Source organism: Pseudomonas abyssi, assembly GCF_002307495.1.
Taxonomy (GTDB): domain Bacteria; phylum Pseudomonadota; class Gammaproteobacteria; order Pseudomonadales; family Pseudomonadaceae; genus Halopseudomonas; species Halopseudomonas abyssi.
Genome location: NZ_NTMR01000003.1, coordinates 246,926 through 272,568 on the forward strand (window position 1 = coordinate 246,926; position 25,643 = coordinate 272,568).

Consider the following 25,643-nt stretch of genomic DNA (forward strand, 5'->3'; position numbering starts at 1 on the left):
TTGGGCAACAATCTCGCGTTAATGGTCGCTGCGCGGGAGCTGGCTGCACAGGGCCAGTCGGTTGTCATGCTAAGCGATGGCAAGCGCCCCGGCGCACACTTCACCGGTATGCGGGTGGAGAACCATGACTTTGATATCGGCATGGTGCTGTTCGAGCAGGTTGAGCGCGGTGAGCAGGCGCTGGATGTCGACAGTTACCACCCGGAGCAGCGCAACGACTGCGCGCGCTTTGCCCGGCTGGTCAGCGAATACGTCGAACAACTGGTGGACACGGTCCCGGTGCCGACGCCGTCGGTATACCTGGACGGCCAGCGTCACCCGGACTTTGTGATTGCCAATCGGCTCGATTACTTCGCCTCCAGCGAGCGTCGCGCAGATCTTGCTCAGGCCCTGCTGGCGCTGCCCGATCCGGGGCCGTTGCACGCGTCCCGCAAGCTGGCCCCCGACTATCAGGGTGTCGGTTATGCCGAGGCTTCCCTGGCAAATCACGGTGAGCCGTTGCACGCGCTCTTCGAGTTGCTGGCCAACAAGATTACCTATCGCTCCACGCGAGACATTCTTGCGCCCTGGCATCGGCTGGCCTGGTTACCGCTGTATTACCCGCAGACACTGCAGGCCGCGGTACGGGGTGATGTTTCAGGTTTGCCGGAATACCCCTTCCGCGCGGCTCGTGAGGGCTTTACCGGTGCTCTGGTTCGAGAGCTGCTGCAGGCAATGCGCGAGGCTGGTGTCCAGGTTGTGGATGATAACGTGCAGTCGTTGGCGCCTGCTGCCCAGGGGTTGTCCATCACGACGGGTGACGGCCAGCAGTGGGTTGCCCCGAGGGTTGTCATGGGGCTAGCGCAGGGGCGGGCCGGCGAGTTGCTGGGAGTTGACCACGCGCCTCCCAAGGGAGCGTCGGTCTGTATTCTGTTTGGCTTGATTGAGCGCGAAAAGCTGCGGCAGTACGACAGCTGCTTGCTGGTGCTGGATGCAGAGCGGGCAATCTATCGGCTGAGCAACCAGGATGTGGCTGCCGGCACGCAGGCGCCAGTATGTCGTGTCACCGTCGAGTTCAACCCGACCTATGCGGCGCAGCTGTACCCCGATCAGGATCAGGCGGGTTTGCTGCAGCGTGTCAGCCAGGAGCTGGTCGCCCTTGGTGTTATTGACGCCGCCGAGGATTTTCGCGTGTTGCGCCGTATTCAGGCGGATGGTGCCTTGCCCTTCGCTGATCAGGCGCTGCTGGACTACAGCGCGCTGCTGCGTCAGGCCGCTGCCGACTGGCCGGGCGTGGAGCTGACCGCCGGCCTGCTGGGCATGGGCGTGTCTTCTTTCAATGATCAGATCATTCAGGGGCTGAAGCTGGCCCGGAACGGGAGCAAGTCATGAGCGACTCACTGCAAAGCCTTGAGCAGATTGCGCAGAGCTACCACCTGAGCGAGGACGTGCCCGACCGTTTTATCGAGACGGCCTGTCAGCATTATTGCTGTGACTGGATTGCCGGACATCTGCAGGGCGCGCGCAATGTGCTGGAGCTGGGCTATGGCGATGGCATTACCCTGGCGCGCCTGAGTCCTCTGGTGGAGCACTATCGCGTGCTTGAGGGCGCGGAAAGTCTGGTGCGCAAAGTGCGCGCCGAGCAGCCCCGGGTTGACGTTCTGCATCAGCTTTTCGAGCAGCATCACGTTGACCAGCCTTACGACCGGGTACTGGCTCTGCACGTGCTTGAGCACGTCGATGACCCGGTCAGCCTGCTTAAGCACATGGCCGGCTGGATGGGGCCTGACTCTGAGATGATCATCGTTGTGCCCAATCGTGAATCCCTGCATCGCCGTCTGGCGGTACTGATGGGGTTGCAACCGGAGCTCGATACCCTGAGTGCGCGCGACAAGGTGGTGGGGCATCAGCGGGTTTATGATCTTGCGGGCCTGACTGCCGACCTTCAGGCGGGTGGCTTTGAGGTTGTTGAAAGCAAGGGGTTCTTCCTGAAAACCCTGCCTAATTCGATGATGCTGGACTACAGCGATGCGCTGATCGCCGGGCTCAATGAGGTGGGCGAGCAACTGCCAGCCGAGCTACTGGCGAATCTTGCCGTGCGCGTGCGTCTTGCCTCGGGTCGCCCTGTCTGATGGCCGAGCTACGCGTTCCCTTTCTTGATCTTCGGCGACTCAACGCTCCCTTTCTGCCGGCCATTCAACAGGCCATGGAGCGGGTGATGGCGTCGGGTTATTACCTGCTTGGCGAAGAAGTTGCCGGCTTCGAGCGCGAATTTGCAGCCTACTGCGGCGTGAGCCGAGCGGTGGGGGTCGCTAACGGGCTGGACGCCCTGACCCTGGTGCTCCGTGCCTGGAAAGAACTGGGGCTCTTGCGCGATGGTGACGAGGTCATATTGCCGGCTAACACCTATATCGCCACGGTGCTCGCAGTCAGCGCCAATGGGCTGGTGCCTGTGCTGGTGGAGCCAGACGCTGCATCGTTCAACATCAGCGTCGATGGCGTGCTCAAGGCGCTGAGCGTGCGCAGCCGGGCGATCATTGCCGTGCATCTGTACGGTCAACTGGTTGATATGCCTGCACTGATGGCGCTGGCGCGCGAAAATGGCCTGCTGGTACTGGAAGATGCCGCTCAGGCCCACGGCGCCACGCTGGATGGCCGTCGCGCGGGTAGCTGGGGTGATGCCGCCGGATTCAGTTTCTATCCCGGCAAGGTGCTGGGGGCGATGGGGGATGCCGGCGCGGTGCTGACGTCGGACGAGCGCGTGGCGGAGGTGGTGCGCACGCTGGCCAACTATGGCTCCAGCGAGAAATATGTCTGCCCGATGCAGGGCTGCAACAGTCGCATGGATGAGCTGCAGGCTGCGATACTGCGTATCAAGCTGGCTGCGCTTGAGCAGGAGCTGCAAGGGCGCCGAGATGCGGCGCTGGCCTATCGACAGGGTATCGTCAATCCGGCGTTGCTCCCGCCGCAGGGTTCGTTGAATGAGCACGCCTGGCATCTGTATGTGGTGCGCTGCCAGCAGCGCGACCGCTTGCAGCAGCATCTGGCTGCGGCAGGTGTTGGCAGCCTCATTCACTATCCGATACCGCCTCATCGCCAGGGCGCCTATGCCGGTCTTGGGCACGGCCCTTTGCCGCTGACCGAAACCTTGGCAGATACGGTTCTGAGTCTGCCCATCTATGCTGGAGTGGACACACAGCTGGTGATAGACGCCTGCAACAGCTTTGCAGGGCCTGCCTGGCGCGCATAACAAGAAGGGAGAACAACCCATGGCGATCCAAGACTGTCGTCTCATAGAGTTGCCGCAAGTACACGATCAGCGAGGCAACCTGACCTTTGTGGAAGGAGGGCGCCATGTGCCCTTTGATATCCAGCGGGCCTACTATCTTTACGATGTGCCTGCCGGGTCTCACCGTGGCGGGCATGCCCATCGCGGGCTTTACCAGTTGCTTATTGCCATGTCGGGCAGTTTCGATATCACCTTGGACGACGGATTCGAGAATAAGAAATTTCATCTCGCGCGGCCGCATTACGGCCTGCTGATTACGCCGATGGTGTGGCGGGAGATGGATAACTTTTCCGGTGGCTCCGTGTGCATGGTGCTGGCCTCTGCCCATTACGACGAGGCCGACTACTACCGCGACTATGACCAGTTTTGCGCGGCGGCACGCGCCGCTGCGCCGTGACCATGGCCAATGACCTGCAAGACCGTAAGCGCGGTGAGCAGGCGAGCCACCAATCAGGATATCCCATGCACGTTGAAACCCCTGTAGCAGTCTCCGTTGTTGTCATGTCCTACAACAATGCCCGTTTCATTGGTGAGACTATCGAGTCGGTGCTATCCCAGCAGGATGTGGCGCTGGAGCTGATCATCGTGGACGACTGTTCCAGCGACGACTCTCTCGAGGTGGTGCGGCGCTACCAGTCAGACCCGAGGCTTGCGCTGGAGGTCAACACCGAGAACCTGGGGCAAACTGGCAACTTCAACAAGTGCGTCCGGTGCGGCACGGGCCGCTATGTCGTGGTACTTGGGTCTGACGATATCCTCTACCCGGGCCACTTGAGCGCGCTGGTGGAGGCGCTGGACGCCGATCCCAAGTTATCGCTGGCCTATACCCAGTGCACCTGGATCGACGAGGCCGGCAAGGTTCTGCAGCATATCGACCATCGCGGGCACCCTGCGCACTCCTACTCGGGTGGGCGCGACGAGGTCGTTGATCTGCTGACCTTCGATAACTACATCACGCCGTCTACGGTCATGCTGCGGCGCAGCATGCTCGATGACATGCGCTTGTCCGAGGGCGTGTATGCCCAGGAGGGCATGCTGGCCGGGGATTGGGAGCTGTGGATCAGGGTGGCGCGCCACAACCCGGATTTTGCCTTTGTCCGGCGTGCGTCGGTTGGTTACCGTATTCATGGCAATCAGGTTTCCCAGGATTTTTACCGCTCGGAGCGGCCGCTGTGGGAGCACCTGCATATTCTCGAACTGAACCTTGCCGACCCGCAGGTCAAGCCGCGCCTGCAAGCCGCCGCCGAGCGGGTGTGGGCGTTGGTGGAGGGGCGTATGTCGCGCTTCTCGGCCGAGGTGCTCGACAAGTACCGGGAGGATATCGACCGGGTGCGTGGGCAGCTGTTTGGCTACGCGGCCGCCGCCGACACCGACACCGACACCGACCAATGCCTGTTCTCGATCATCCTCACCACCTACAACCGGCCGGCGATGCTGGTCGATGCATTGCGCAGCGTCGCCGCGCAGACGTTGCGCGACTTTGAGGTGATCCTGGTCAACGACCACGGCGAGCCGGTAGAAGCGCTGCTCAAGGAATTCGATTTTCCGCTCACCTATCTGTATCAGGGTCGCAATCAGGGGCTGTCGGCTGCGCGTAACGCCGGCCTGGCGTTGGCCCGGGGCCGCTACGTCTGTTATCTGGATGACGATGATTTCTACGCGCCGCAGCATCTCGAGACACTGGCCGGCGCCTTTGAAAACGCCGGTGATGCCGTTGTTTACACCGGCGTTGAATATGTCGCCGAACGCGTGGAGGACGGTGTGCGGGTGGAGCTGTCCCGGCAAACGCCCTTCGAGCACGAGCGTTACGACCGTGAGCGGCTGTTTATTCACAACTATATTCCAGTCAACACTTGGGCCCATCCGCGCGCTCTGCTGCAAGGCGTGGGGCAGTTCGACACCGGCCTGACTGCCTTTGAGGACTGGGATCTGTTGCTGCGTTTGGCTGCGCGCTACCCGCTGGTTCACGTGCCTGAGGTTACCGCCGAGGTGCGCACCCGTGAGGGGGGCAGTGACGGCGATGATCATATGCTCAGTCGTGAACGTGAGCGCTTTGCCTCGCTGTATCAGGAAATGTATCGGCGCCATTCCGACCTGGGCAGTGAGCGGGTGCGTAAGGGCAGGGCTGTCCAGTTGCGCAGTCTTGGCGTGGTCGCCAAGGGTGATCCAACGCCGGTGCGTACCTGGCTGTCGGCGCGCAAGCTGACAGCGCCGCAGCAGCGCCTGGCCAACGACTACGTGACGGCGCACCGCGACGATAGCGCGCGGCTGACGGTGATACTGCTGGATCTGGCGGGCGACGCAGCCTTGCGGCAGCGGTCGCTGGACTCGCTTGTTGTGCAGGTCGACGCCGGCAATGTCGTCATGCAGGTGATGAGTGTCGATGCCGCGCCCGCGGATTCGGCCGTGGCCTGGACCCAATGCTCCGAGCAAGACTGGCCGGCTCAGCTCAATGCGCAGCTCGCCCAGCTGGACTGCGACTGGGTGATGTTGCTGCAGGCAGGGGACGAGCTGATCGCCAGTGGCCTGCAGATGTTGTCACTGGAGCTGCTGGCCAACCCTGATTGCCGCGCCATTTTTGCCGATGCGTTGTTCCGTCAGGACGGCAGTGACTACGGCGCTGCGCTGCGTCCTGACTTCAACCTCGACTATCTGCTCAGCTTCCCGCGCGGGTTGTCGGCCAACTGGCTGTTCCGGCGTGAAGCCTTGTTGTCGCTCGGCGGCTTTGCCGAGGAGGCGCACGAGATCATTGAACTGGATGCCATTCTGCGCCTGATCAACCAGCAGGGTGGCATTGGACTGGGGCATGTGCCCGAGCCGCTGGTGCTCAGTGACGCGCCGGTACTCAGTGACTCGGCGGCCGAGCGAACCGCGGTGTTGCGTCATGTGCAGGCGCGTGGCTACGAACATGCGCAGGTGCAGGCAGTGAGGCCTGGGCAGTATCGCGTTGATTACGGCCATGTCGAGCAGCCATTGGTATCGGTGGTGGTTATTGTCCAGGACCAGATGGCCGCCGCGCAGCGCTGTGTCATGAGCCTGCTGGAGCATACGCGCTATCCGCACTACGAGATTCTGCTGATCGACAACGCCAGTGAGCAGGCCGCTACCCTGGAGTGGCTGCAGTCGATCGAGGCGATGGCCAGCGAGCGACTTAAGGTGCTGCGCACGCCTGAGCGCCTGACTTACAGCGATTTGTGCAACCAGGCGGCGCTGAATACGCTGGGTGAGTACCTGCTGCTGCTACGCGCCGAGGTGGCGGTGCTGGATGCCGGCTGGCTGGATGCGCTGATGAACCACGCGCTGCGCCCAGAGGTGGGGGCGGTAGGGCCGAGACTGGTGGACTCCGACGGCAAGATTACCCATGCGGGCCTGATCCTCGGCTTGCGCGGGCCGGCATCAAGCCCCTTCGTTGGTGAGGCAGCTGACGCGCCCGGTTACATGCAGCGTCTGCAGGTAGACCATAATCCCAGTGCCCTCGGCGATGCCTGCCTGTTGGTGCGCAAGTCTGTCTTCGTTGAGCTGGGTGGGCTGGATGCCGGTGCCCTGGATGGCCAGGCGGCGGTGATTGATTTTTGCCTGCGCCTGGCTGACGGGGGGCACCTGCTGGTCTGGACGCCGTCCGCTACGCTGCTGCATGCCTGCGAGCCGGGTGGTATGACGGTAGAGGTGGAAGATACGCTCTATCAGCGCTGGCTGCCGCGCCTGGCGCGCGATGCTGCCTACAACGCCAACTTCTCGCTGGTTCGCAAGGGCGGCTTTCAGCTGACCGATCCGCAGATTTCCTGGCGACCGCTGGATATATGGCGCCCCCAGCCGGTGGTGCTGGCGCATCCTGCTGATGTGTTCGGTTGCGGGCACTATCGCGTCATTCAGCCGTTTAACGCGCTTAGTGAGGCTGGGCTGGTGGACGGGGCGCTGTCCCAGGGGTTGATGCATGCGGTCGATCTGGAGCGTTATTCGCCGGACGTGGTCATCCTGCAGCGCCAGATTGGCGATGAGCGGTTGGAAGCTATGCGCCGCATGAAGGCGTTTTCATCTGCATTCAAGGTCTATGAGCTGGATGACTACCTGCCCAACCTGCCGATGAAAAGCGCCCATCGTAGCAAGATGCCGAAGGATATTGTGCGCTCGCTCAAACGCGGTCTGTCGCTGGTGGACCGGTTTGTGGTGTCGACCGAGCCGTTGGCCGAAGCGCTCAACGGCTACCACCCGGACATCCGGGTCGTGCATAACCGGCTTGATCCGCGCTGGTGGGGGCAGCTGCCTGCGTCAGCCCGCGGGCAGTCACGCAAGCCCAGAGTCGGTTGGGCCGGGGGCTCCAGTCACACCGGGGATCTGGAGCTGATTCTGGATGTGGTCAAGGAGCTGGCTGCCGAGGTGGAGTGGGTATTTTTTGGCATGTGCCCCGACAGCCTGCGGCCTTACGTCCATGAGTTTCACCCGGGTGTGGCGATCAACCTGTATCCGCGCAAGCTGGCCGAGCTGAACCTGGATCTGGCGCTGGCGCCGGTCGAAGAAAACCTCTTCAACGAGTGCAAGAGTAATCTGCGCCTGCTGGAGTACGGAGCCTGCGGTTACCCGGTGATCTGTTCTGACGTGCGCTGCTATACCGGCGATCTGCCGGTGACGCGCGTGAAGAATCGCTACCGGGACTGGGTGGATGCTATTCGCATGCATTTGTCTGATGCCGACGCGTCGGCAGCGCAGGGCAAAGCGTTGCAACAGGCGGTGCGTGATCATTGGATGCTGGATGAGCAGGGCCTGGTTACCTGGCAGCAAGGGTGGTTGCCCTGAGCCGCTCAGGGGCGACGAACGGTCACTAAAGGATTGTTGCCTGAGGTCGATAACTGAATCATGGCTGGCGGGGATGCCAGCGCTGCCATAGCTGATCGGACGAATTCACCAGAGAAAAAATGAATTTCCTCCTAAAGCTTTCGGACAAGGTGTCGATACAGTAATCGAATGCGAACTCAATGGGTGCCTGGGCAGGTCCGGCCCACGAGTCGCAAGCTCAGGCAAACATTTTCAGGTCCTTTGGAGGCAATACCATGGCCCTTACAGTCAACACAAACACAGCTTCTCTGAATGCCCAGCGCAACCTGAACGGTTCGTCCAACTCGCTGGCTACCTCCCTGGAGCGTCTGTCTTCAGGTTCTCAAATCAACAGCGCCAAGGATGACGCAGCCGGTCTGCAAATCGCCAACCGTCTGACCAGCCAGGTCAACGGCCTGGGCGTTGCTACCAAGAACGCCAACAACGGTATCTCCATCGCGCAGACCGCTGAAGGTGCCCTGCAGGAGTCCACCAACATCCTGCAGCGTATGCGTGACCTGGCTCTGCAAGCCGCTAACGGTTCCAACAGCGACACCGAGCGTGACGCGCTGAACTCCGAAGTGACTCAGCTGAAGAAAGAGCTTGATCGTATCGCCAACACCACTGCTTTTGGTGGCAAGAAACTGTTCGACGGCAGCTTCGGTACCGAAACCTTCCAGGTGGGTAGTGCTGCCAACGAAGCGATCAGCGTCAAGCTGGACGAAGTAAGCACTAAAGAACTGAAGAGCGACTCCATCAGCTCTGGTTCTATCGCGGCTCAAACTGCGGCCACTGCTTCCGGTGCTGTCGCGGTTACCTTCACCGTGGCCTCGGGTAGTGCTGACGGTACTGACCGCGTGTTCACTATCAGCGCTGAATACGCCTCTGGTGCGACTGCAGCCGAACAGACTCAACTGCTGGCCACCGTGATCAACGATGCCAACATGGGTGTGGGTGCCTTCGTACAGGATGACGGTACTATCTCGGTTGTCACCGACGCTGACGTGGGTACCGCCAAAGGTGAGCTGTCCTTCGCATTCGGTAGCGGTGCGACTGTGGACGCTGCAGAGACTGCTGCAGGCTCCGCCACTGACGTAGCACTGTCTGATGTCACCACTGACAACACCGTCAAGGATATCGACATCAGCGATGCCAAGTCGGCTCAGGAAGCGGTCTACATCATCGACGAAGCCATCGCTTCCATCGATTCCCAGCGTGCAGACCTCGGTGCGATTCAGAACCGCTTTGAGTCCACTATCGCCAACTTGCAGAACGTGTCTGAAAACGCCTCCGCCGCTCGCGGCCGGATCCAGGACACTGACTACGCGGCTGAAACTGCAAACCTGACCAAGAACCAGATCCTGCAACAGGCGGGTACTGCGATCCTGGCCCAGGCCAACCAGCTGCCCCAGGCCGTACTCAGCCTCTTGGGCTAAGACCGGAACAGGGGTAACATGCGGGGGAAGGGCTAGCCTTTCCCCCGCTTTGTCCGTTGCGAGGTAAGCACCATGGAAATGGGTGTAATCAAACCGTTTGAAGTAACACGCGCCGTAGCAGGGTCGGCAGCGTTGGAGGCGGGCGCCAGCAGCAAGGCTGGCAAGCAGACGGAAACTGCGCAGGAGAGTACATCAGTCCAGGCGGTCACTCCCCAGACCCGTGAGGCGGTGCAAGAGCCGGCTCAGGTCGACCGGGATCAACTCCAGGCTGCTGTATCAGATATTCAGGACTTTGTTCAGTCGGTACGCCGCGACATCAACTTTGCGTTGGATGAAGACAGCGGCCGGATGATAATCAATGTAACCGAGGCGAGCAGTGGCGATGTGATTCGCCAGATTCCCTCGGAAGAAGCGCTGCGACTGGCCGAGAACTTGACGGAAATCCGCAGCGTGTTGTTTGAGGCAGAGGCCTGACCTCTGCTGCCGGTTTGGCTGGCACGCTACTTGCCTGAGTAGACCGGAAACCTTCTTTCGGCAGGCGAACCGTCAATAAACGGTCGCGAGGTAAGCATCATGGCTATTACAGGTATTGGCTCGGGTCTCGATATCAGCAACATCGTGTCGGCGTTGGTCGAGGCTGATGGCGCGCCTAAAAGTGCCCAGCTGACGCGTCTGGAAAGCGCAACGACCGAGAAATTCACGGCCCTTGGCAGCTTCCGCAGCGCGTTATCCACCTTTCAGGGCGTGCTTGAAAAGCTCAATAGCGCCGATCTTTACGAGAAGCGCAGCGCCACCTCCGGTGACAGTAAAACGTTCAGCGTCACTGCTGACGGCACCGCGTCGGTGGGCAGCTACGACGTGCAGGTGTTTAATCTCGCTCAAAGCAGCAAGGTGGCTCTGCGCGGGCAGGCCAATGCGACCGACGCCGTCGGTACGGGCACCATGACCATTACCGCTGGCGACACCTCCATCGACATCGACGTAACCGACGCCAACAGCAGCCTTGCCGGCATTCGCGATGCGATCAACGCCAAAAGCGCCGATAGTGGTATTTCCGCCACGGTGGTCAGCGACCCCAATGGTGGAGGCGGTTCGCGCCTGGTCTTGAGCTCCAACAAAGCTGGCACCGGCAATGACATCAGCGTCGCTGTGACCACCGATGGCACCGATACCGGTGATCTGGGGGCTCTGGCTTACACACCGCCGGCAACGACTGACTTTGAACCCACTGAGGTCGATCCTCTGGACCCGCTCGCGCCGCGTGTAATTTCTTATGCGCGTGATGCCAACCTGGCTATCGACGGCCTGTCGATCAGCAGTGCCAGCAACACGATCTCCGATGCGATTGATGGTGTTACTCTGACGCTGAAGGCGGCGCAGAGTCAGGAAGATATTGATGCCGGCAAAAGTGTCAGCCTGAATGTCGGTCTGGACAAGGCGGGTGTGCGCTCGTCATTGCAATCGTTTGTAGATGGCTACAACGCGATGATGAAATCGATTAACTCGCTGACGTCGGTTACCTCTGTTGGTGGCGAGGATGGTGAGCCCCTGGCGGCTGCCCTGGTGGGCGATGCCTCGGTGCGTTCGGTGGTCTCTGCCCTGCGTACGGAGATGACCAGTGTCGCGCGCGGCGATGTGCGTATCCTGGCTGATTTGGGGATTACCACCACGAAAGACGGTACACTGGCCATCGACAGCGACAAGCTGGATGATGCGCTGGACAATAATTTTGACGCTTTGAGCACCTTCCTGTCGGGTGAAGATGGCCTGATGGGGCGTCTTGACGCGAAGCTGGATCCCTACACCAAGGATGGCGGGATCATTGAAGGTCGAACCGACTCGTTGCAAAAGACGCTGTCTGGCATTGATGAGCAGCGTGAGCGCCTTGAACTGCGTCTGAGCAGTATGGAAACGCGTCTGCTTGCCCAGTTCAACGCGATGGACTCGCTGGTCGCCAATCTGTCGAGCACCAGCAGTTTTCTAACTGGCCAGTTGGCCAACCTGCCCGGCGTCGTGAGGGAATCCTGATCCTATGGCCAATCCGATTGATACCTACAAAAAGGTCAACATTTCCCAGGAAGTGTCCCAGTATCGTGCCGTTCAGCTGCTGCTGGACGGTGCCATTGAGCGCGTGAAGCTGGCGCGTCACGCTCAGGAAACCGGCAACCCCGAGCGTCGTGGTGTCGCCGTCAGCAGCACGTTGAGCATCATTGGCGCCCTGCAGGCGTCACTGGACAAGGACATGGGCGGCGAAATTGCCGAAAACCTGGACGCGCTCTATGACTACATGACTCGCAAGCTGGCCGGGGTGGCGCTGGACGACACGCCGCGGTCGCTGGAAGAGGTGCTGCAGCTGCTGGGTGAGATCAAGTCAGCATGGGACGCCATTGAGCCGGCGTGACCAGAGGCAGGTGAAAAAAACCGGCGTGGTGCCGGTTTTTTTATGTCAGGCCTTCAGGTTTGTAGCGTGGTGCCGATAAACCCAGCATGTACCACTTGCATGCAGGGCTTGTCCGATGAACGCTTACGCCGCGATGAAGCAGTACCAGACCGTTAACGTCAACGCCCAGGTTAGTGAGGCCGATCCTCATCGCCTGATCCAGATGTTGATGGAAGGGGCTCTGCAGCGTATCGCGCAGGCGCGCGGTGCCTTGCAGCACGGCAATGTGGCGCTCAAGGGCGAACAGATTGGCAAGGCGACTGCCATTGTGGGTGGCCTGCGTGACGCTCTGAATGTGGATCAGGGTGGGGAGCTGGCGGCCAACCTTGATCGGCTATATGCTTTCATGCAGCAGCGCCTGAGCGAGGCGAACCTGAAAAATGATGCAGCTATGCTCGACGAAGTCAGCGAGCTGCTGCGAGAAATCAAGGCCGGTTGGGACGGCATCCGCCAAGCGTGAGGACTCAGACATGGCCAATGCCGTAGAGCAGTTGCAACATACCCATAACTCCCTGATCGACGCCGTGAAGGCCGGAGATTGGCAGCAGGTTGGCGAGCTGGACCGGCTGTGCCGAGACCAGGTGCGCCAGGCAATGGAAGACCCTCAGCGCGATGACCAGCAGGTTGCTGTCGTGCTGGAGGATCTGAGCGAGACCTACCGCGAAGTGGTTGCCCTGTGTCAGGCAGTGCAAGGCAAGTTGGCCGAAGAGCTGCAGGATCTGCAGCGTGGACGGCAGGGCGCCAAGGTCTACCAGATGTTCCGCTGAGTTGGCTGGGCAGGCGTGAATGGCGTTCGTCGGAAAACGGCGCGCCAACTATTTGACTCGCTTGCCAATTCTGACTACATTTAGCCTCATGATAAAAGAGTATGGCGCAGCGCCATTATCTTGCTGCGATCATTCTTGCCTGCCAACAGGAAAGCCTTCCCGTCTATGCTGCCGAACAGCCATATCCTATTGATTGATGACGCTGCCCAAGGGCGTCATGATCTGGGCGTTATTCTGTCCTTTCTGGGCGAAGACGCCATTATTGCCGACAGCGCAGGCTGGCAGGAGGCCGTCAACGCAGCGGTCGATACGCCGAGCCACATCCGCTGTGTCATTCTCGGTCATTGTGCCCATGCCCAGGGGCTGCCCGCGTTACTGGGGCAGTTGGACAAGTGGGATGAAAACCTGCCGGTGATTCTGCTTGACCCTGAGCAGTCGCTGCTGTGGCCAGACCACCTCAAACAACGCTTGCTCGCTGTATTTGAGCCGCCGCTGAGCTACAACCATCTGCTGGATGCCTTGCATCGCGCTCAGGTCTACCGGGAGGTGTTTGAGGAAAACAGCAGCCGCCAGCGTCAGCGTGAGCCGAACCTGTTCCGTAGTCTTGTCGGCACCAGCAGACCCATTCAGGCCGTGCGCCAGATGATGCAGCAGGTTGCTGACACCGAAGCGACGGTACTGATTCTGGGTGAATCCGGCACGGGCAAGGAGGTTGTTGCCCGCAATCTGCACTACCATTCCCGCCGCAAGGATGCGCCCTTCGTTCCGGTCAACTGTGGCGCTATTCCGGCAGAGCTGCTGGAAAGCGAGCTGTTTGGTCATGAGAAGGGCGCGTTCACGGGGGCCATCACCAGTCGCGCAGGTCGCTTTGAGCTGGCCCAGGGCGGCACGCTGTTTCTCGATGAAATTGGCGATATGCCGCTGCCCATGCAGGTCAAGTTGCTGCGTGTGCTGCAGGAGCGGACCTTCGAGCGTGTGGGTAGCAACAAGGTCCAGACCGCTGATGTGCGTGTCATCGCGGCCACCCACAAGAATCTGGAGCAGATGATTCAGGAGGGGAGCTTCCGCGAAGACCTCTACTACCGCCTCAATGTCTTCCCCATCGATATGCCGGCGATGCGCGAGCGTATCGAGGATTTGCCGCTGCTGCTCAACGAGCTGATCACGCGGATGGAGAACGAGAAGCGCGGCTCAATCCGCTTCAGCACCTCTGCGATCCTCTCGCTCTGCCAGCATGACTGGCCGGGCAATGTGCGGGAGCTGGCCAACCTGGTTGAGCGCATGGCGATCATGCATCCGCACGGCGTCATCGGTGTGGGTGAGCTGCCGCGCAAGTTCCGGTACGTTGAAGATGACCAGGACGATCTGCGTCAGCTGCGCGAAACCGAAGACGAGCGAGGCGAGGCGTTCAGTGGCTTGGTTGGGCTGGATAGCCCCGCTTTCCTGCCGCCCGAAGGGCTGGACTTGAAAGAATACCTCGGTGGCCTTGAGCAAACGCTTATTCAGCAGGCGCTGGATGAGTGCAACGGCGTGGTGGCCCGCGCCGCCGAGCGCTTGCGTATCCGACGTACCACCCTGGTCGAGAAGATGCGCAAGTACGGCCTCAATCGTGGCGCGGACGCGTCAGAAGACTGACATGTAATGATCCTTTTATTTTCAAGTGCTTGAAAATAAAAGGATTTCTTTTATGGCACGATGATTGCTGAGTGTCCCCTGAACATTATCCGTAACTCAGGGGATGCCACATGGCTGCCAAGGCTCATCTCAATCCGCACACTGCTCAGCAGGACGGCGCACCGGCGCCCGGTCTGGCCGAGGGGGATCCGGCTGCGCTGCAGAATGCTTACCAGCGCTTTCAGGGGATGTCAGAGCAGCTTAGCGCCTCGCATGCGCTGCTTGAGCAGCAGGTGGTCCAGCTGCGGCGGCAGCTGGCAGATGCTCAAGCCCAACGCACCCGGGAATTGGCGGAAAAGGCGCGCCTGGCCGGACGACTGCAGAACGTGCTCAACCTGCTGCCCGGCGGCGTGATCATTCTCGACGGACGGGGTGTTGTGCGTGAGGCCAACCCGGCGGCGCGCGCACTACTCGGTGAGCCGCTGGAAGGGCAGCTGTGGCGTGACCTGATCCAGCAGCGCTTTGCTCCCCGGGACGACGATTATCACGAAGTCTCCCTGCGCACCGGTCGCCGGGTGTCGCTGGCAACCCGCTCGCTCGAAGGTGAGCCAGGCCAGCTGATCCTGATTAACGACCTGACCGAGACCCGCCAGCTGCAAAGCGAGCTGGCGCGTAACGAGCGCCTGTCCGCCCTGGGCCGCATGGTTGCCTCGCTGGCCCATCAGATTCGGACGCCGCTGGCTTCGGCACTGTTATATGCAGAGCACCTGACCGACGAACAACTGCCTACCGCCCATCGCACCCGGTTTTCAGAACGTCTGCAGGGGCGGCTGCACAGCATCGAGCACCAGATTCGCGACATGCTGCAGTTTGCCAAGGGTGATCTGCCGATTGACGATACCTTGCCGGTATCCATCTTCCTGGAATGGTTGCAACTGCAGGCCGACAGCGTGATTGAGAGTCGTGGCGGGTCCTGTCGCTGGGTCAACCTGATGCCTGCCGATGCAATGCTGCGTTGCAACCGTGACACCCTGGTCGGCGCAGTGATGAACCTGATCGAGAATGCCTTGCAGGCCGGCATGCCAGCGCCTCGTCTGAAAGTCGTGGCCCGCCAGCTGGAAGGTCAACTGAGCCTGACGGTGGTGGACGCGGGCCAGGGCATGAGTGCTGAGCAACTGGCGCGTATTGGCGAGCCATTCCATACCAGCAAACCGCAGGGCACAGGTCTGGGGGTCGCGGTGGTCAAGTCTGTGGTCAAGGCCCATGGTGGCGCGTTCTATTTGCGCAGCAAGGCGGGCTGGGGTACCTGTGCCGAGGTTCTGCTGCCGTTGCGCCTGCTGGTTAAAGGCGAGGAGGTGGCGTGATGAAGGGTTCCAGCAGCCGTATCTTGTTGGTCGAGGATGACGACGCGCTGCGCGAGGCGCTCGCCGATACCCTGATGCTGGGCGGCTATGATTACCTGGAGGCCGCCAGCGCCGAAGCGGCGTTGCAGTTGCTGCAACAAGACAGCGTCAGCATGGTGGTCAGTGACGTCAACATGCCCGGTATGGATGGCCATGCACTGCTGCGCACGTTGCGCAGCCAGTATCCGCAGCTGCCGGTACTGCTGATGACTGCCTACGGAACCGTGCAGCAGGCGGTGACAGCCATGCGTGACGGGGCGGCCGACTACCTGGTCAAGCCTTTTGCGCCCAAGGCGCTGCTGGAGCTGATTGGCCAGCATGCACTGGGGCGGTTGGCGCCGGCTGCGGACGGGCCGGTTGCCGTCGAGCCCGCCAGTGTTCAATTGCTTGAGCTGGCCGCCCGCGTAGCCGCCAGCGATTCGACGGTGCTTATCTCGGGTGAGTCTGGTACCGGTAAGGAGGTGCTGGCGCGCTACATTCACCAGCAGTCGCCACGCGCCGCGCAGCCGTTTATTGCCATCAACTGTGCGGCCATTCCGGACAACATGCTGGAGGCGACGCTGTTTGGGCATGAGAAGGGCGCCTTTACCGGTGCAGTGGCAGCCCAGTCAGGCAAGTTTGAGCAGGCCAACGGCGGCACCTTGCTGCTGGACGAGATTTCCGAAATGCCGCTGGCCCTGCAGGCCAAGCTGTTGCGGGTGCTGCAGGAGCGAGAGGTCGAACGAGTAGGTGGGCGTAAGCTGATCCAGCTGGATATTCGCGTGATTGCCACGACCAACCGTGATCTGCCCGGCGAAGTAGCGGCAGGGCGTTTCCGCGAGGACCTGTATTACCGCCTGGGTGTTTTCCCGCTGCAATGGCAGGCGCTGCGCGAGCGGCCGGCAGACATTCTGCCCCTGGCTGAGCGCTTGCTGGCCAAGCACTGTCGCAAGATGAACTTGGGGACTGTCAGATTGTCGGCGCAAGCAGCCCAGGCGTTGCAGACCCATCCCTGGCCGGGCAACGTCCGTGAGCTGGACAACGCTGTACAGCGCGCGCTGGTGCTGCAGCAGGGCGGCGTAATCGACGTGGCTGACCTGTACCTTGACGGTGTGATCAGCGGCAGCGGTCTGCGTCGTACGGCCGCTCCCGCGCCGGCAGCGGTCGAGCCGGTCGCGAGCGAGCCTGCGCCCGCGTCCTCCGAACTTGGCGTTGGCGTACGCCAGCGTGAGTTCCAGCTGATAGTCGAGGTGCTGCGCGCTGAGCGCGGGCGCCGCAAGGAAGCTGCCGAACGTCTCGGTATCAGCCCGCGGACATTGCGTTACAAGCTGGCGCAGATGCGTGATGCGGGTCTGGATGTCGAGGGCAGCCTGTTCGCCGGCGTCTAGGAAACCACTGATTCATTCCACACGCTCTCTGCGAGTGGAATGAATCAGTGGTTTCCTGGCGCCAAATCATGCCTCCTGCCAGCCGGCGCACTCCTGCGCCGGCTGGCTTGTTTTTATCTCCCCCGCTGCCTTGTCTGTGCGGCGTCTGGATGTCAATCTCACTGTTGGCACCATATTTGCTGAATACCCTGTAACACGACGATAACCGTCAAGATTTGGACGGGTTGGAGGCGACAATGACTCAGGGTGTGGAATTCAATCGACTGATGCTGCAAATGCGCACCATGCAAATGGAAGCCATGGGCAAACCGCAGCCAGTGCCGGCGGCCGAGCCTAGCGTCAATGGCCCGGGCTTTGACGACTTGCTCAAGCAGGCCGTCGACCGCGTCAATGAGCTGCAGCAAACCACCTCTGACCTGCGTACTGGCTACGAGCGTGGGGTTGAGGGTATCGACCTGACCGAGGTGATGATTGCCTCGCAAAAATCCTCAGTAGCCTTTCAGGCCATGACCCAGGTGCGCAACAGGATGGTTGCCGCCTATGAAGACATCATGAAAATGGCTATCTAGGCCTGACCCGTCGAGGAATTGACCATGGATACCGCCAGCAATACACCGGCGACCCGCAATCAGCCAGAGGGTGAGCGCAAGCCGCTGATGGGGCTGACCTTTCTGGATAATCTGGCGCAACTGCCGATGCTGCGTCAGTTTGGCTTGCTGGTCGGTCTGGCCGCTAGTGTGGCGATTGGCTTTGCGGTAGTGCTGTGGTCGCAGGAGCCGGACTACCGGCCCCTGTACAACAGTCTTGACGGCTACGATGCCGGCCAGGTGGTTGAACTGCTGCAGCAGAGCCGCATCGATTACAAGGTGGAGCCCAACAGCGGCGCCCTGCTGGTGCGCAGTGCCGACCTGGCTGATGCGCGCATGCGCCTGGCCAGCGCGGGTATTGCCCCTACCGACGGCAATCTGGGTTTTGAGATTCTGGACCGTGAGCAGGGTCTTGGCACCAGTCAGTTCATGGAAACGGCGCGTTATCGTCGTGGCCTGGAAGGTGAAATGGCGCGTACCATTTCCAGCCTCTACAACGTCAAGAGTGCGCGGGTGCATATTGCTATTCCGCGCTCTACCGTCTTTGTGCGCGATGACCGCAAGCCCAGCGCGTCTGTGCTGCTGGAAATGTATGCCGGTCGTCGTCTTGAGCCTGCGCAGGTCATGGCCATCGTCAACCTGGTTGCGACCAGTGTGCCGGAGCTGAGCAAGGATGAGGTCACCGTCGTTGACCAGAATGGCAACCTGCTGTCCGATCAGAATGAGCTGAACGAGCTGACTGTCGCCGGGCGTCAGTTTGATTACACCCGTCGGCTGGAAGATACCTACACCCGCCGCGTGCACAACATTTTGCAGCCGTTGCTGGGCGCTGGTCGCTACAAGGCTGAAGTATCGGCCGACGTGGATTTCAGCACGGTAGAGTCGACCGCCGAGATGTTCAGCCCTGACGCGGCGCTGCGCAGCGAGCAGGTAGTGAGTGAGGCCCGTTCGGCCAACAGTGGTCCGCAGGGTGTTCCGGGCGCGCTGTCCAACCAGCCGCCCGGCGCGACCCAGGTGCCAGAGCAGGTGATTGATCCGGAAACGGGTGAACCAGTAGTCGCTGTTCCGCCCCAGGATAAGCGTGAGCAGGCGATTCGCAACTACGAACTGGACCGTCAGATCAGTCATACCCGGCAGCAGCAAGGGCGTCTGAAGCGTCTGTCGGTGGCGGTGGTGGTAGATGATCCGTCTGAGGTCAATGCCGAGACCGGTGAGGTGACCCGTACGCCCCTGAGCGAGGCTGAAGTGCTGCGTCTGACCCGGCTGGTGCAGGACGCCGTCGGCTATGATGCTGCACGCGGTGACAGCGTCAGCGTGATCAATAGCGCCTTTGTGGCTGAATCCGATGTCGAGCCGCTGCCGGAAATCCCGTTCTGGGAGCAGCCCTGGTTCTGGGATGTCGCCAAGCAGATTCTGGGTATTCTCTTTGTTCTGGTGCTGGTGTTTGCAGTTTTGCGCCCGGCGTTGAAAAATCTGACTGTGGCCGGCAAGAGTGGCAGTGACGGATATCCGTCAGATCTGGCGGGTGGTGCCGGTGGCGGCATGGGCGGGCTCAACGACGAGCTGCGTGACGATCAGGTCAGTCTGTCTGGCCCGGCCTCTAGCCCGGTACTGCTGCCACCGCCTGGTGCCGGTTATGAACAGCAGCTGAACGCCATCAAAGGCCTGCTGGCTGAAGACCCGGGTCGTGTAGCCCAAGTTGTGAAGGAATGGATCAATGCCGATGAGTGAAGAAGCGGGTAAGCGCCCGGCCAAGATGTCCAAGCTGGACAAGGCGGCCATCTTTCTGCTCAGCCTGGGTGAGTCCGACGCTGCAGCCATCCTCAAGCACATGGGCCCCAAGGAAGTTCAACGGGTGGGTAGCGCCATGGCGGGCCTGCGCACCGTGCATCGTGAACAGGTGCAGGAGGTCATGGGCGACTTCATCGAGGTGGTCAGCGATCAGACCAGTCTGGGCGTTGGCGCGGACGGCTATATTCGCAGCATGCTGACTCAGGCCCTTGGCGAGGACAAGGCCAACAGTCTGGTTGACCGCATCCTGCTTGGCGGCAGCACCTCTGGCCTCGACAGTCTGAAGTGGATGGAACCGCGGGCGGTGGCGGACGTCATTCGCTTCGAGCACCCGCAGATTCAGGCCATCGTGGTGGCCTATCTGGATCCGGACATGGCGGCCGAGGTGGTTGGATACTTCGATCACAAGGTTCGCCTGGACATTCTGCTGCGGGTTGCCGCACTCAACACCGTGCAACCCTCGGCGCTGAAAGAGCTCAACGAGATTCTGGAGAAGCAGTTCGCCGGTAACTCCAATACCTCGCGCGCCGCCATGGGCGGGGTCAAGCGTACCGCCGACATCATGAACTTCCTGGAGTCGAGCACCGAGTCGCAGTTGATCGAGGCCATCCGCGAGATGGACGAAGATCTCTCCTCGCGTATCGAAGACCTGATGTTTGTCTTCGACAACCTGGCCGAGGTCGACGACCGCGGGATTCAGGCGCTGCTGCGCGAAGTGTCCTCCGAGGTGTTGATCGTGGCGCTCAAGGGCGCGGACGATGCCATCAAGGACAAGATCTTCCGCAACATGTCCAAGCGCGCATCCGAGCTGTTGCAGGACGACCTCGAAGCCAAGGGGCCGGTACGCATCAGCGAGGTCGAAGCGGCGCAGAAGGAAATTCTCACTATTGCCCGCCGTATGGCCGACGCCGGCGAGATTGTGCTGGGCGGCAAGGGCGGCGAGGAAATGATCTGACGCGGTGGCCTGCAGTGGTATGCTGCCGTGGTTTTCAGAGCGGGGTAGGGTGCGATGGCGCAAGTCAAAAGTGAGAGCGAGCTGCTGCGCAGCAGCGATGTGTCGGCGTTCAGTCGCTGGGATCTGCCCAGTTTTGATGAAGCACCGCATCAGGTTGCCCTGGAGCGTGAGGCGCCTGAGCCGCAAGAGCCTGAAGTAGAAGACGAACCTGAGATCGAGGTGGAGGAGGTCAAGCCCTTCACGGTCGAGGAGCTGGAGCAGATTCGTCAGGAAGCCTACAACGAAGGCTTTTCTACCGGCGAGAAAGACGGTTTTCACGCCGGCCAGTTGAAAGGCCAGCAGGAAGCGCGCAACGCTCTTGAGGCGCGGCTGGGGGAATTCGAACAGCTCATGGGCCAGTTGATGGCGCCGCTGCAGCAGCAGGACGAGTTGATCGAAGACATGCTGCTGGTGCTGCTCGAACATATGTTGCGCCAGTTGCTGCAGCGCGAGGTGCTGATTGACCGCTCGCAGGTGGTGACCGTTTTGCGTGGCGCGCTGAAGGCGCTGCCGGTCGGCGCAGAGAACATCCGTATCTACCTTCATCCAAGCGATTTCGATGCCATCAAGGCGCTGCGCGAGCGTCATGAGGAAAGCTGGCGGCTGCTGGAAGACGACAGCCTGATGCCCGGCGGCTGCCGGGTCGAGACCGAACACAGCCAAGTCGATGCCACCCTTGAGACCCGTCTGCAGCAGTTGCTTGAACAGCTGCAGGAACAGCACCGCGAGCAGCGCGCTCACCCCCCCGAACCAGACCTGCCGGTAACCGACGTGCAGCCGGCTGGCGATGACCCAGCGTCATGAGTCGCCCCGAGCGCATCAGCTTTGCGCGGCGCTTGTCGCGCTACCAACCCGCCCTTCAACTGCCGACTCAGCCGGTCGTCGAGGGCCGGCTGATCCGTATGGTCGGCTTGACCCTGGAAGCCGAAGGGTGCAAGGCGCCGGTGGGCAGCCGCTGCCTGGTGATCAGCGAAACCGCGCAGGGGCAGAGTCAGATCGAAGCCGAAGTCATGGGGTTTGCCGGCCACAAGGTTTACCTGATGCCGGTGGATCGGCTGGAAGGGCTGCAGCCTGGTGCCCGTGTGGTGCCCTCCGCTGGCGGGGGTAAACTGCCGATGGGCGCAGCTATGCTGGGGCGTGTGGTGGACGGCATTGGCCGTCCGCTGGATGGCAAGGGCAGTTTTGCCGCCGATGACTGGGTCGATCTCAATGGCCCGACCATCAATCCGCTCAAGCGTCACCCGATTGAAGAGCCGCTGGATGTCGGCATTCGCTCGATCAACAGTTTGCTCACTGTTGGGCGTGGCCAACGTCTGGGGCTATTCGCCGGCAGTGGCGTGGGCAAGAGTATGCTGCTTGGCATGATGACCCGCTTTACCGATGCCGATATCACCATCGTGGGGCTGGTTGGCGAGCGGGGGCGAGAGGTTAAGGAATTTATCGAGCAGATCCTCGGTGAGAAGGGGATGGCTCGCTCGGTAGTGGTCGCCTCGCCGGCCGATGACGCCCCCTTGATGCGTTTACGTGCGGCAATGTACTGCACGCGTATTGCCGAGTACTTCCGCGATCAGGGCAAGAATGTGTTGCTGCTGATGGATTCACTGACGCGTTTTGCCCAGGCCCAGCGCGAGATTGCCCTCGCCATCGGTGAGCCGCCGGCCACCAAGGGCTATCCGCCGTCGGTGTTTGCCAAGCTGCCGCAACTGGTCGAGAGGGCCGGTAACGCCGAACAGGGCGGTGGCTCGATTACCGCGTTTTACACCGTGTTATCCGAGGGCGACGATCAGCAGGACCCGATCGCCGATGCATCGCGCGCGATTCTGGACGGTCACGTGGTGCTGTCCCGGCGCCTGGCTGAAGAGGGCCACTACCCGGCGATTGATATCGAAGCCTCGATCAGCCGCGCCATGCCGCAGATTGTCTCGCCAGAGCAGTTGCAAAAGGCGCAGCTGTTCAAGCAGTTGTACGCCCGCTATCAGCAAAGCCGCGACCTGATCAGTGTAGGCGCCTACGCCGCTGGCTCCGATCCGTTGACCGACAAGGCGATGGAAAAAATGCCGGCGATGCAGGCGTTTCTGCAGCAGGGCTTGCAGGTCAGTGTCAATCTGAGCGACAGCCAAAGTGGGCTGGAGCAGACTCTGAGCAATGAGTGAAAGCCGCATTCGCCGTCTGGCGCCGGTGGTGGATATGGCGCTGGAGGAGGAGCGCAAGGCCGCGGCGATGCTGGGGCAGTGTCAGCAGCAGCTTGACGATGCCAGCGCGCGCCTGCGCGATCTGGAGTATTACAGCAGCGAGTACGCCAAAGGCTGGGCGCAGCGCGGTGCCCAGGGGGTCGGGCGTGACTGGCTGATGAACTATCAGCGCTTCATGGCGCAGATGGAGGTAGCCATTGAGCAACAACGGCAGACCGTCACCTGGCATGGCCAGAGTATCGAGCGGGCGCGGGAGAACTGGCGGCAGCGTTACCAGCGGCTGGAAGCGCTGCGCAAGCTGATTGAAAAGTATCGCCAGGAGGCGCAAGCCAGAGCGGACAAGCAGGAGCAGAAACTGCTTGATGAGTTGTCGCAGCGAGCCCACGCGCAACGCACAAATAATCCCTGACAGGCACCGGACCCTGTGCTACAAAACAGTGTGTAGGTGATCGCACAAACTGACAGGGAGAACTCATGTCGATCCAGGCGTCCATGTCTGCTGACAGCCAGATACTGACCATTAACGTCAAGGGCCGGTTTGATTTTGGCGCGCATCAGGCGTTTCGCAGCGCCTATGAGCGCAGCGGCCTCACCCCCCGCCAGTATGTGGTTGATTTGCACGAAACTGACTATATCGACAGCTCGGCGCTGGGCATGCTGTTATTGCTGCGCGACCACGCCGGTGGTGACAGCGCCGATATCCGTATCGTTCATTGCAATCCGGATGTACGCAAGGTGCTGAGCATCTCCAACTTCGAACAGCTGTTCAGCATCGAGTAAGGCATGCGGTCCGAGGGCGCGCTTCCCCGACCGGTCGACCCCGAGGCGGCGCCCCTGCTGGTACTGGTTGCCGATGACAATCCGACCGATAGATTGATTCTCGGGCGTCTGGTCGAGCGCCTTGGTCACCGGGTCTGTCTGGCTGAAGAGGGCAAACAGGCGGTGAGCCTGTTCGTCGAGCGGCAGCCTGACATCGTCCTGCTGGATGCGCTGATGCCGGTCATGGACGGGTTTGAGGCGGCGCGACAGATCAAGCAACGAGCCGGTGAAGATCTGGTACCGGTGATATTTCTGACCAGCCTGACCGAAACCGACGCCTTGGTGAAATGCCTTGAGGCCGGCGGTGACGACTTTCTGACCAAGCCCTACAACCCCGTCATTCTGCAAGCCAAGATTCGCGCCTTTCGGCGCATGCGCGAGATGCATCAGACCTTGCAAAGTCAGCGCGATGTCATCGCCGGTCAGCATGCCAGCCTGGTGCGAGACCAGGAGCTGGCCAAAATCATCTTTGACCGGGTCGCCCACTCGGGCTCTCTCAGTGATAACAGCCTGCGCTATCTGCAGTCGGCCTACGCCATGTTCAATGGCGATATTCTTCTGGCGGCGCACCGTCCTTCCGGCGAGATGCATCTGCTGCTTGGTGATTTCACCGGCCATGGGTTGTCGGCTGCCATTGGTGCCATGCCGCTGGCCGAAGTGTTCTACGCCATGACCAGCAAGGGCTATGCGCTGCGCGATATTCTGCTGGAACTCAATAGTAAGCTCGCGACCATTTTGCCGGTTGGCATCTTCTGTTGCGCGGTGCTGATCGAGGTAAACCCGACCAAGGGCCTGGTCGAGATCTGGAATGGTGGTTTGCCGGACGTGATGATTCTTGGTCGGCAGGGCGAGTTGCTTGAGCGAGTAACCTCAACCAACCTGCCCCTGGGCGTGGCCAGCCGCGAACGTTTCAGTCCGGATCCGAAGGTGCTGGTCATGCACCCTGGCGAGCGACTGCTGTGCTGGACCGACGGCGTCATCGAAACCCGCAACGGCGCCGGTCAGCTGTTTGGTGATGCCGGTGTGCTGCGAGTTATTGACGCCCACAAGGGTGAGCCAGAGCAGGTATTTGATGGCTTGCTGAGTGCTCTGTCGCAATTTCATGGTAGCCCGGAAGACGATGTCAGCTTGCTGCAGGTGGTGATGCCCGAGCGTGACCACTTGCCGGCGCCGCAGCCTCAGCCGCTGACGGCTGCCATGGATGCGCAGCAGGACTGGCGACTTAGCTACACCTTTCGGGCGCAGGCCATTCGCGGTCAGAACCCGTTGCCTTTCATTTTGCAGAAGCTGTTGAGCGTGGCTGGCTTGCGGGCTAGAGCCGGCGCACTGTTCACTGTGCTCAGTGAGCTGTACAGCAATGCGCTGGAGCATGGCCTGCTGCGCCTGGACTCGGCCTGGAAGCAGGACTCCGATGGTTTCGCGCTCTACTATCAGGAGCGCAGCGCTCGGTTGCAGGCGCTGGAAGACGGCTGGATCTGTCTGACCATTGATCATCGGCCTGATGTGCAGGGCGGCGAGTTGGTGTTGACTTGTGAAGACAGTGGTGCCGGATTCTCGACGGTGAGGTCTGCGGCCGATTATGCCGGCCGCGGGCTGGCTCTGGTCGCCGCATTAGCCGACGAGTTGGCATTCAGCGAACAGGGCAGTCGGGTCAGGGTGGTCTTCCGTTGGCAGCTTGGGCATACTCCCGAGGCTTGATGAAGCACTGATCAATTCCGCTCGCCATGCCGAATGAATCCAGTGTCTCCTCAACAGGATCAGGACTAAAAGGAGAGTCGCAGGCGATGTCAGAGTCCTTGCAAGATGTGAATCCAGCTGTGCTGCAAGCGCTGCGTGAATTGATGCAGGACGACTATGCGTTGTTGCTGGACACCTTCCAGGGCGATGCCGACCTGCGGTTGCGGCAATTGCGTGAGGCGCTGCAGGCCGATGACATGGACGCGTTTCGCCAGGCCGCGCATAGCTTCAAGGGCAGCTGTGGCAATATGGGCGCTGCGGCTCTGGAGCAGGCCTGCCTCGAAGCTGAAGCCGCCGGGTTGGCCGGCGATAGCGCTGAAGCCGCCAAAGCGCTGACGGTGATTGAACAAGCGTTTGTCAGGTTGAAGCCCCTGCTGCACTGAATCTTCCCCCTTGTTTGGGCAAATTGGCCCAAG

At 61.0% G+C, this 25,643-nt stretch carries 23 protein-coding genes; all 23 read left to right on the forward strand.

Annotation, left to right across the window (positions count from 1 at the left end):
- Positions 1 to 1,371 (forward strand): hypothetical protein, encoded by a 1,371-nt coding sequence (locus tag CNQ84_RS03635; protein WP_165771212.1) that lies wholly within the window; start codon positions 1 to 3, stop codon positions 1,369 to 1,371.
- Positions 1,368 to 2,111, forward strand: coding sequence for a class I SAM-dependent methyltransferase (locus tag CNQ84_RS03640; protein ID WP_096003552.1), 744 nt, complete (start codon positions 1,368 to 1,370; stop codon positions 2,109 to 2,111). Before CNQ84_RS03635 ends, CNQ84_RS03640 begins: the two co-directional genes overlap by 4 nt.
- Entirely contained in the window at positions 2,111 to 3,229 is a 1,119-nt protein-coding gene (locus tag CNQ84_RS03645; protein ID WP_096003553.1) for a DegT/DnrJ/EryC1/StrS family aminotransferase, read from the forward strand. Before CNQ84_RS03640 ends, CNQ84_RS03645 begins: the two co-directional genes overlap by 1 nt.
- A 19-nt stretch (positions 3,230 to 3,248) precedes the next feature.
- A complete protein-coding gene (locus CNQ84_RS03650) occupies positions 3,249 to 3,665 on the forward strand; it encodes a sugar 3,4-ketoisomerase (protein WP_096003554.1) in 417 nt (138 codons plus the stop codon).
- A gap of 65 nt (positions 3,666 to 3,730) precedes the next feature.
- Positions 3,731 to 8,062, forward strand: a complete 4,332-nt coding sequence (locus tag CNQ84_RS03655) for a glycosyltransferase (protein ID WP_165771213.1) — start codon at positions 3,731 to 3,733, stop codon at positions 8,060 to 8,062.
- 254 nt (positions 8,063 to 8,316) lie between these two features.
- Positions 8,317 to 9,516 carry a flagellin gene (locus CNQ84_RS03660; protein WP_096003749.1) on the forward strand — a complete coding sequence of 400 codons (1,200 nt, stop codon included), beginning with the start codon at positions 8,317 to 8,319 and terminating at the stop codon, positions 9,514 to 9,516.
- Positions 9,517 to 9,588: 72 nt separating this feature from the next.
- Complete coding sequence (locus CNQ84_RS03665; protein ID WP_407920652.1) at positions 9,589 to 9,990, forward strand: flagellar protein FlaG; 402 nt, start codon at positions 9,589 to 9,591, stop codon at positions 9,988 to 9,990.
- 99 nt (positions 9,991 to 10,089) lie between these two features.
- A complete protein-coding gene (fliD, locus tag CNQ84_RS03670) occupies positions 10,090 to 11,544 on the forward strand; it encodes a flagellar filament capping protein FliD (RefSeq protein WP_245841229.1) in 1,455 nt (484 codons plus the stop codon).
- Positions 11,545 to 11,548: 4 nt separating this feature from the next.
- On the forward strand, positions 11,549 to 11,917 hold the full coding sequence (gene fliS, locus CNQ84_RS03675) for a flagellar export chaperone FliS (protein ID WP_096003558.1): 369 nt from the start codon (positions 11,549 to 11,551) through the stop codon (positions 11,915 to 11,917).
- Between the two features lie 115 nt (positions 11,918 to 12,032).
- Positions 12,033 to 12,416, forward strand: coding sequence for a flagellar export chaperone FliS (gene fliS / locus CNQ84_RS03680; RefSeq protein ID WP_096003559.1), 384 nt, complete (start codon positions 12,033 to 12,035; stop codon positions 12,414 to 12,416).
- Between the two features lie 10 nt (positions 12,417 to 12,426).
- On the forward strand, positions 12,427 to 12,723 hold the full coding sequence (locus CNQ84_RS03685) for a flagellar protein FliT (RefSeq protein WP_165771214.1): 297 nt from the start codon (positions 12,427 to 12,429) through the stop codon (positions 12,721 to 12,723).
- Between the two features lie 165 nt (positions 12,724 to 12,888).
- Positions 12,889 to 14,358: a sigma-54 dependent transcriptional regulator gene (locus CNQ84_RS03690; protein ID WP_096003561.1), complete on the forward strand. Its 1,470-nt coding sequence runs from the start codon at positions 12,889 to 12,891 to the stop codon at positions 14,356 to 14,358.
- A 110-nt stretch (positions 14,359 to 14,468) separates the two neighbouring features.
- Entirely contained in the window at positions 14,469 to 15,701 is a 1,233-nt protein-coding gene (locus CNQ84_RS03695) for a sensor histidine kinase (RefSeq protein ID WP_096003562.1), read from the forward strand.
- Positions 15,701 to 17,107 carry a sigma-54-dependent transcriptional regulator gene (locus tag CNQ84_RS03700; protein WP_096003563.1) on the forward strand — a complete coding sequence of 469 codons (1,407 nt, stop codon included), beginning with the start codon at positions 15,701 to 15,703 and terminating at the stop codon, positions 17,105 to 17,107. The genes CNQ84_RS03695 and CNQ84_RS03700 overlap by 1 nt, the downstream gene beginning before the upstream one ends.
- Before the next feature lie 236 nt (positions 17,108 to 17,343).
- Positions 17,344 to 17,676 (forward strand): flagellar hook-basal body complex protein FliE, encoded by a 333-nt coding sequence (gene fliE / locus CNQ84_RS03705; RefSeq protein WP_083723494.1) that lies wholly within the window; start codon positions 17,344 to 17,346, stop codon positions 17,674 to 17,676.
- Positions 17,677 to 17,700: 24 nt separating this feature from the next.
- Positions 17,701 to 19,425, forward strand: coding sequence for a flagellar basal-body MS-ring/collar protein FliF (gene fliF, locus CNQ84_RS03710; protein WP_096003564.1), 1,725 nt, complete (start codon positions 17,701 to 17,703; stop codon positions 19,423 to 19,425).
- Entirely contained in the window at positions 19,418 to 20,440 is a 1,023-nt protein-coding gene (gene fliG, locus CNQ84_RS03715) for a flagellar motor switch protein FliG (protein ID WP_096003750.1), read from the forward strand. Before fliF ends, fliG begins: the two co-directional genes overlap by 8 nt.
- A 54-nt stretch (positions 20,441 to 20,494) precedes the next feature.
- Complete coding sequence (fliH, locus tag CNQ84_RS03720; RefSeq protein WP_096003565.1) at positions 20,495 to 21,283, forward strand: flagellar assembly protein FliH; 789 nt, start codon at positions 20,495 to 20,497, stop codon at positions 21,281 to 21,283.
- Positions 21,280 to 22,632 carry a flagellar protein export ATPase FliI gene (fliI, locus tag CNQ84_RS03725; protein WP_096003566.1) on the forward strand — a complete coding sequence of 451 codons (1,353 nt, stop codon included), beginning with the start codon at positions 21,280 to 21,282 and terminating at the stop codon, positions 22,630 to 22,632. Before fliH ends, fliI begins: the two co-directional genes overlap by 4 nt.
- On the forward strand, positions 22,625 to 23,080 hold the full coding sequence (gene fliJ / locus CNQ84_RS03730) for a flagellar export protein FliJ (RefSeq protein WP_096003567.1): 456 nt from the start codon (positions 22,625 to 22,627) through the stop codon (positions 23,078 to 23,080). Before fliI ends, fliJ begins: the two co-directional genes overlap by 8 nt.
- 65 nt (positions 23,081 to 23,145) lie before the next feature.
- The gene (locus CNQ84_RS03735; protein ID WP_096003568.1) at positions 23,146 to 23,451 is read left to right on the forward strand and encodes an STAS domain-containing protein; all 306 of its coding nucleotides are present in this window, start codon (positions 23,146 to 23,148) and stop codon (positions 23,449 to 23,451) included.
- 3 nt (positions 23,452 to 23,454) lie between these two features.
- The gene (locus CNQ84_RS03740) at positions 23,455 to 25,188 is read left to right on the forward strand and encodes a fused response regulator/phosphatase (RefSeq protein WP_096003569.1); all 1,734 of its coding nucleotides are present in this window, start codon (positions 23,455 to 23,457) and stop codon (positions 25,186 to 25,188) included.
- An 86-nt stretch (positions 25,189 to 25,274) separates the two neighbouring features.
- A complete protein-coding gene (locus CNQ84_RS03745; RefSeq protein WP_096003570.1) occupies positions 25,275 to 25,610 on the forward strand; it encodes an Hpt domain-containing protein in 336 nt (111 codons plus the stop codon).
- The last annotated feature ends 33 nt before the right edge of the window (positions 25,611 to 25,643 follow it).

What these genes read in the sequence shown, in the direction of transcription:
- CNQ84_RS03640 (WP_096003552.1), top strand. Translation starts at nt 1,368, where the DNA reads ATGAGCGACTCACTGCAAAGCCTTGAGCAGATTGCGCAGAGCTACCAC.
- CNQ84_RS03645 (WP_096003553.1), top strand. Translation starts at nt 2,111, where the DNA reads ATGGCCGAGCTACGCGTTCCCTTTCTTGATCTTCGGCGACTCAACGCT.
- CNQ84_RS03650 (WP_096003554.1), top strand. Translation starts at nt 3,249, where the DNA reads ATGGCGATCCAAGACTGTCGTCTCATAGAGTTGCCGCAAGTACACGAT.
- CNQ84_RS03655 (WP_165771213.1), top strand. Translation starts at nt 3,731, where the DNA reads ATGCACGTTGAAACCCCTGTAGCAGTCTCCGTTGTTGTCATGTCCTAC.
- CNQ84_RS03660 (WP_096003749.1), top strand. Translation starts at nt 8,317, where the DNA reads ATGGCCCTTACAGTCAACACAAACACAGCTTCTCTGAATGCCCAGCGC.
- CNQ84_RS03665 (WP_407920652.1), top strand. Translation starts at nt 9,589, where the DNA reads ATGGAAATGGGTGTAATCAAACCGTTTGAAGTAACACGCGCCGTAGCA.
- fliD (WP_245841229.1), top strand. Translation starts at nt 10,090, where the DNA reads ATGGCTATTACAGGTATTGGCTCGGGTCTCGATATCAGCAACATCGTG.
- fliS (WP_096003558.1), top strand. Translation starts at nt 11,549, where the DNA reads ATGGCCAATCCGATTGATACCTACAAAAAGGTCAACATTTCCCAGGAA.
- fliS (WP_096003559.1), top strand. Translation starts at nt 12,033, where the DNA reads ATGAACGCTTACGCCGCGATGAAGCAGTACCAGACCGTTAACGTCAAC.
- CNQ84_RS03685 (WP_165771214.1), top strand. Translation starts at nt 12,427, where the DNA reads ATGGCCAATGCCGTAGAGCAGTTGCAACATACCCATAACTCCCTGATC.
- CNQ84_RS03690 (WP_096003561.1), top strand. Translation starts at nt 12,889, where the DNA reads ATGCTGCCGAACAGCCATATCCTATTGATTGATGACGCTGCCCAAGGG.
- CNQ84_RS03695 (WP_096003562.1), top strand. Translation starts at nt 14,469, where the DNA reads ATGGCTGCCAAGGCTCATCTCAATCCGCACACTGCTCAGCAGGACGGC.
- CNQ84_RS03700 (WP_096003563.1), top strand. Translation starts at nt 15,701, where the DNA reads ATGAAGGGTTCCAGCAGCCGTATCTTGTTGGTCGAGGATGACGACGCG.
- fliE (WP_083723494.1), top strand. Translation starts at nt 17,344, where the DNA reads ATGACTCAGGGTGTGGAATTCAATCGACTGATGCTGCAAATGCGCACC.
- fliF (WP_096003564.1), top strand. Translation starts at nt 17,701, where the DNA reads ATGGATACCGCCAGCAATACACCGGCGACCCGCAATCAGCCAGAGGGT.
- fliG (WP_096003750.1), top strand. Translation starts at nt 19,418, where the DNA reads ATGAGTGAAGAAGCGGGTAAGCGCCCGGCCAAGATGTCCAAGCTGGAC.
- fliH (WP_096003565.1), top strand. Translation starts at nt 20,495, where the DNA reads ATGGCGCAAGTCAAAAGTGAGAGCGAGCTGCTGCGCAGCAGCGATGTG.
- fliI (WP_096003566.1), top strand. Translation starts at nt 21,280, where the DNA reads ATGAGTCGCCCCGAGCGCATCAGCTTTGCGCGGCGCTTGTCGCGCTAC.
- fliJ (WP_096003567.1), top strand. Translation starts at nt 22,625, where the DNA reads ATGAGTGAAAGCCGCATTCGCCGTCTGGCGCCGGTGGTGGATATGGCG.
- CNQ84_RS03735 (WP_096003568.1), top strand. Translation starts at nt 23,146, where the DNA reads ATGTCGATCCAGGCGTCCATGTCTGCTGACAGCCAGATACTGACCATT.
- CNQ84_RS03740 (WP_096003569.1), top strand. Translation starts at nt 23,455, where the DNA reads ATGCGGTCCGAGGGCGCGCTTCCCCGACCGGTCGACCCCGAGGCGGCG.
- CNQ84_RS03745 (WP_096003570.1), top strand. Translation starts at nt 25,275, where the DNA reads ATGTCAGAGTCCTTGCAAGATGTGAATCCAGCTGTGCTGCAAGCGCTG.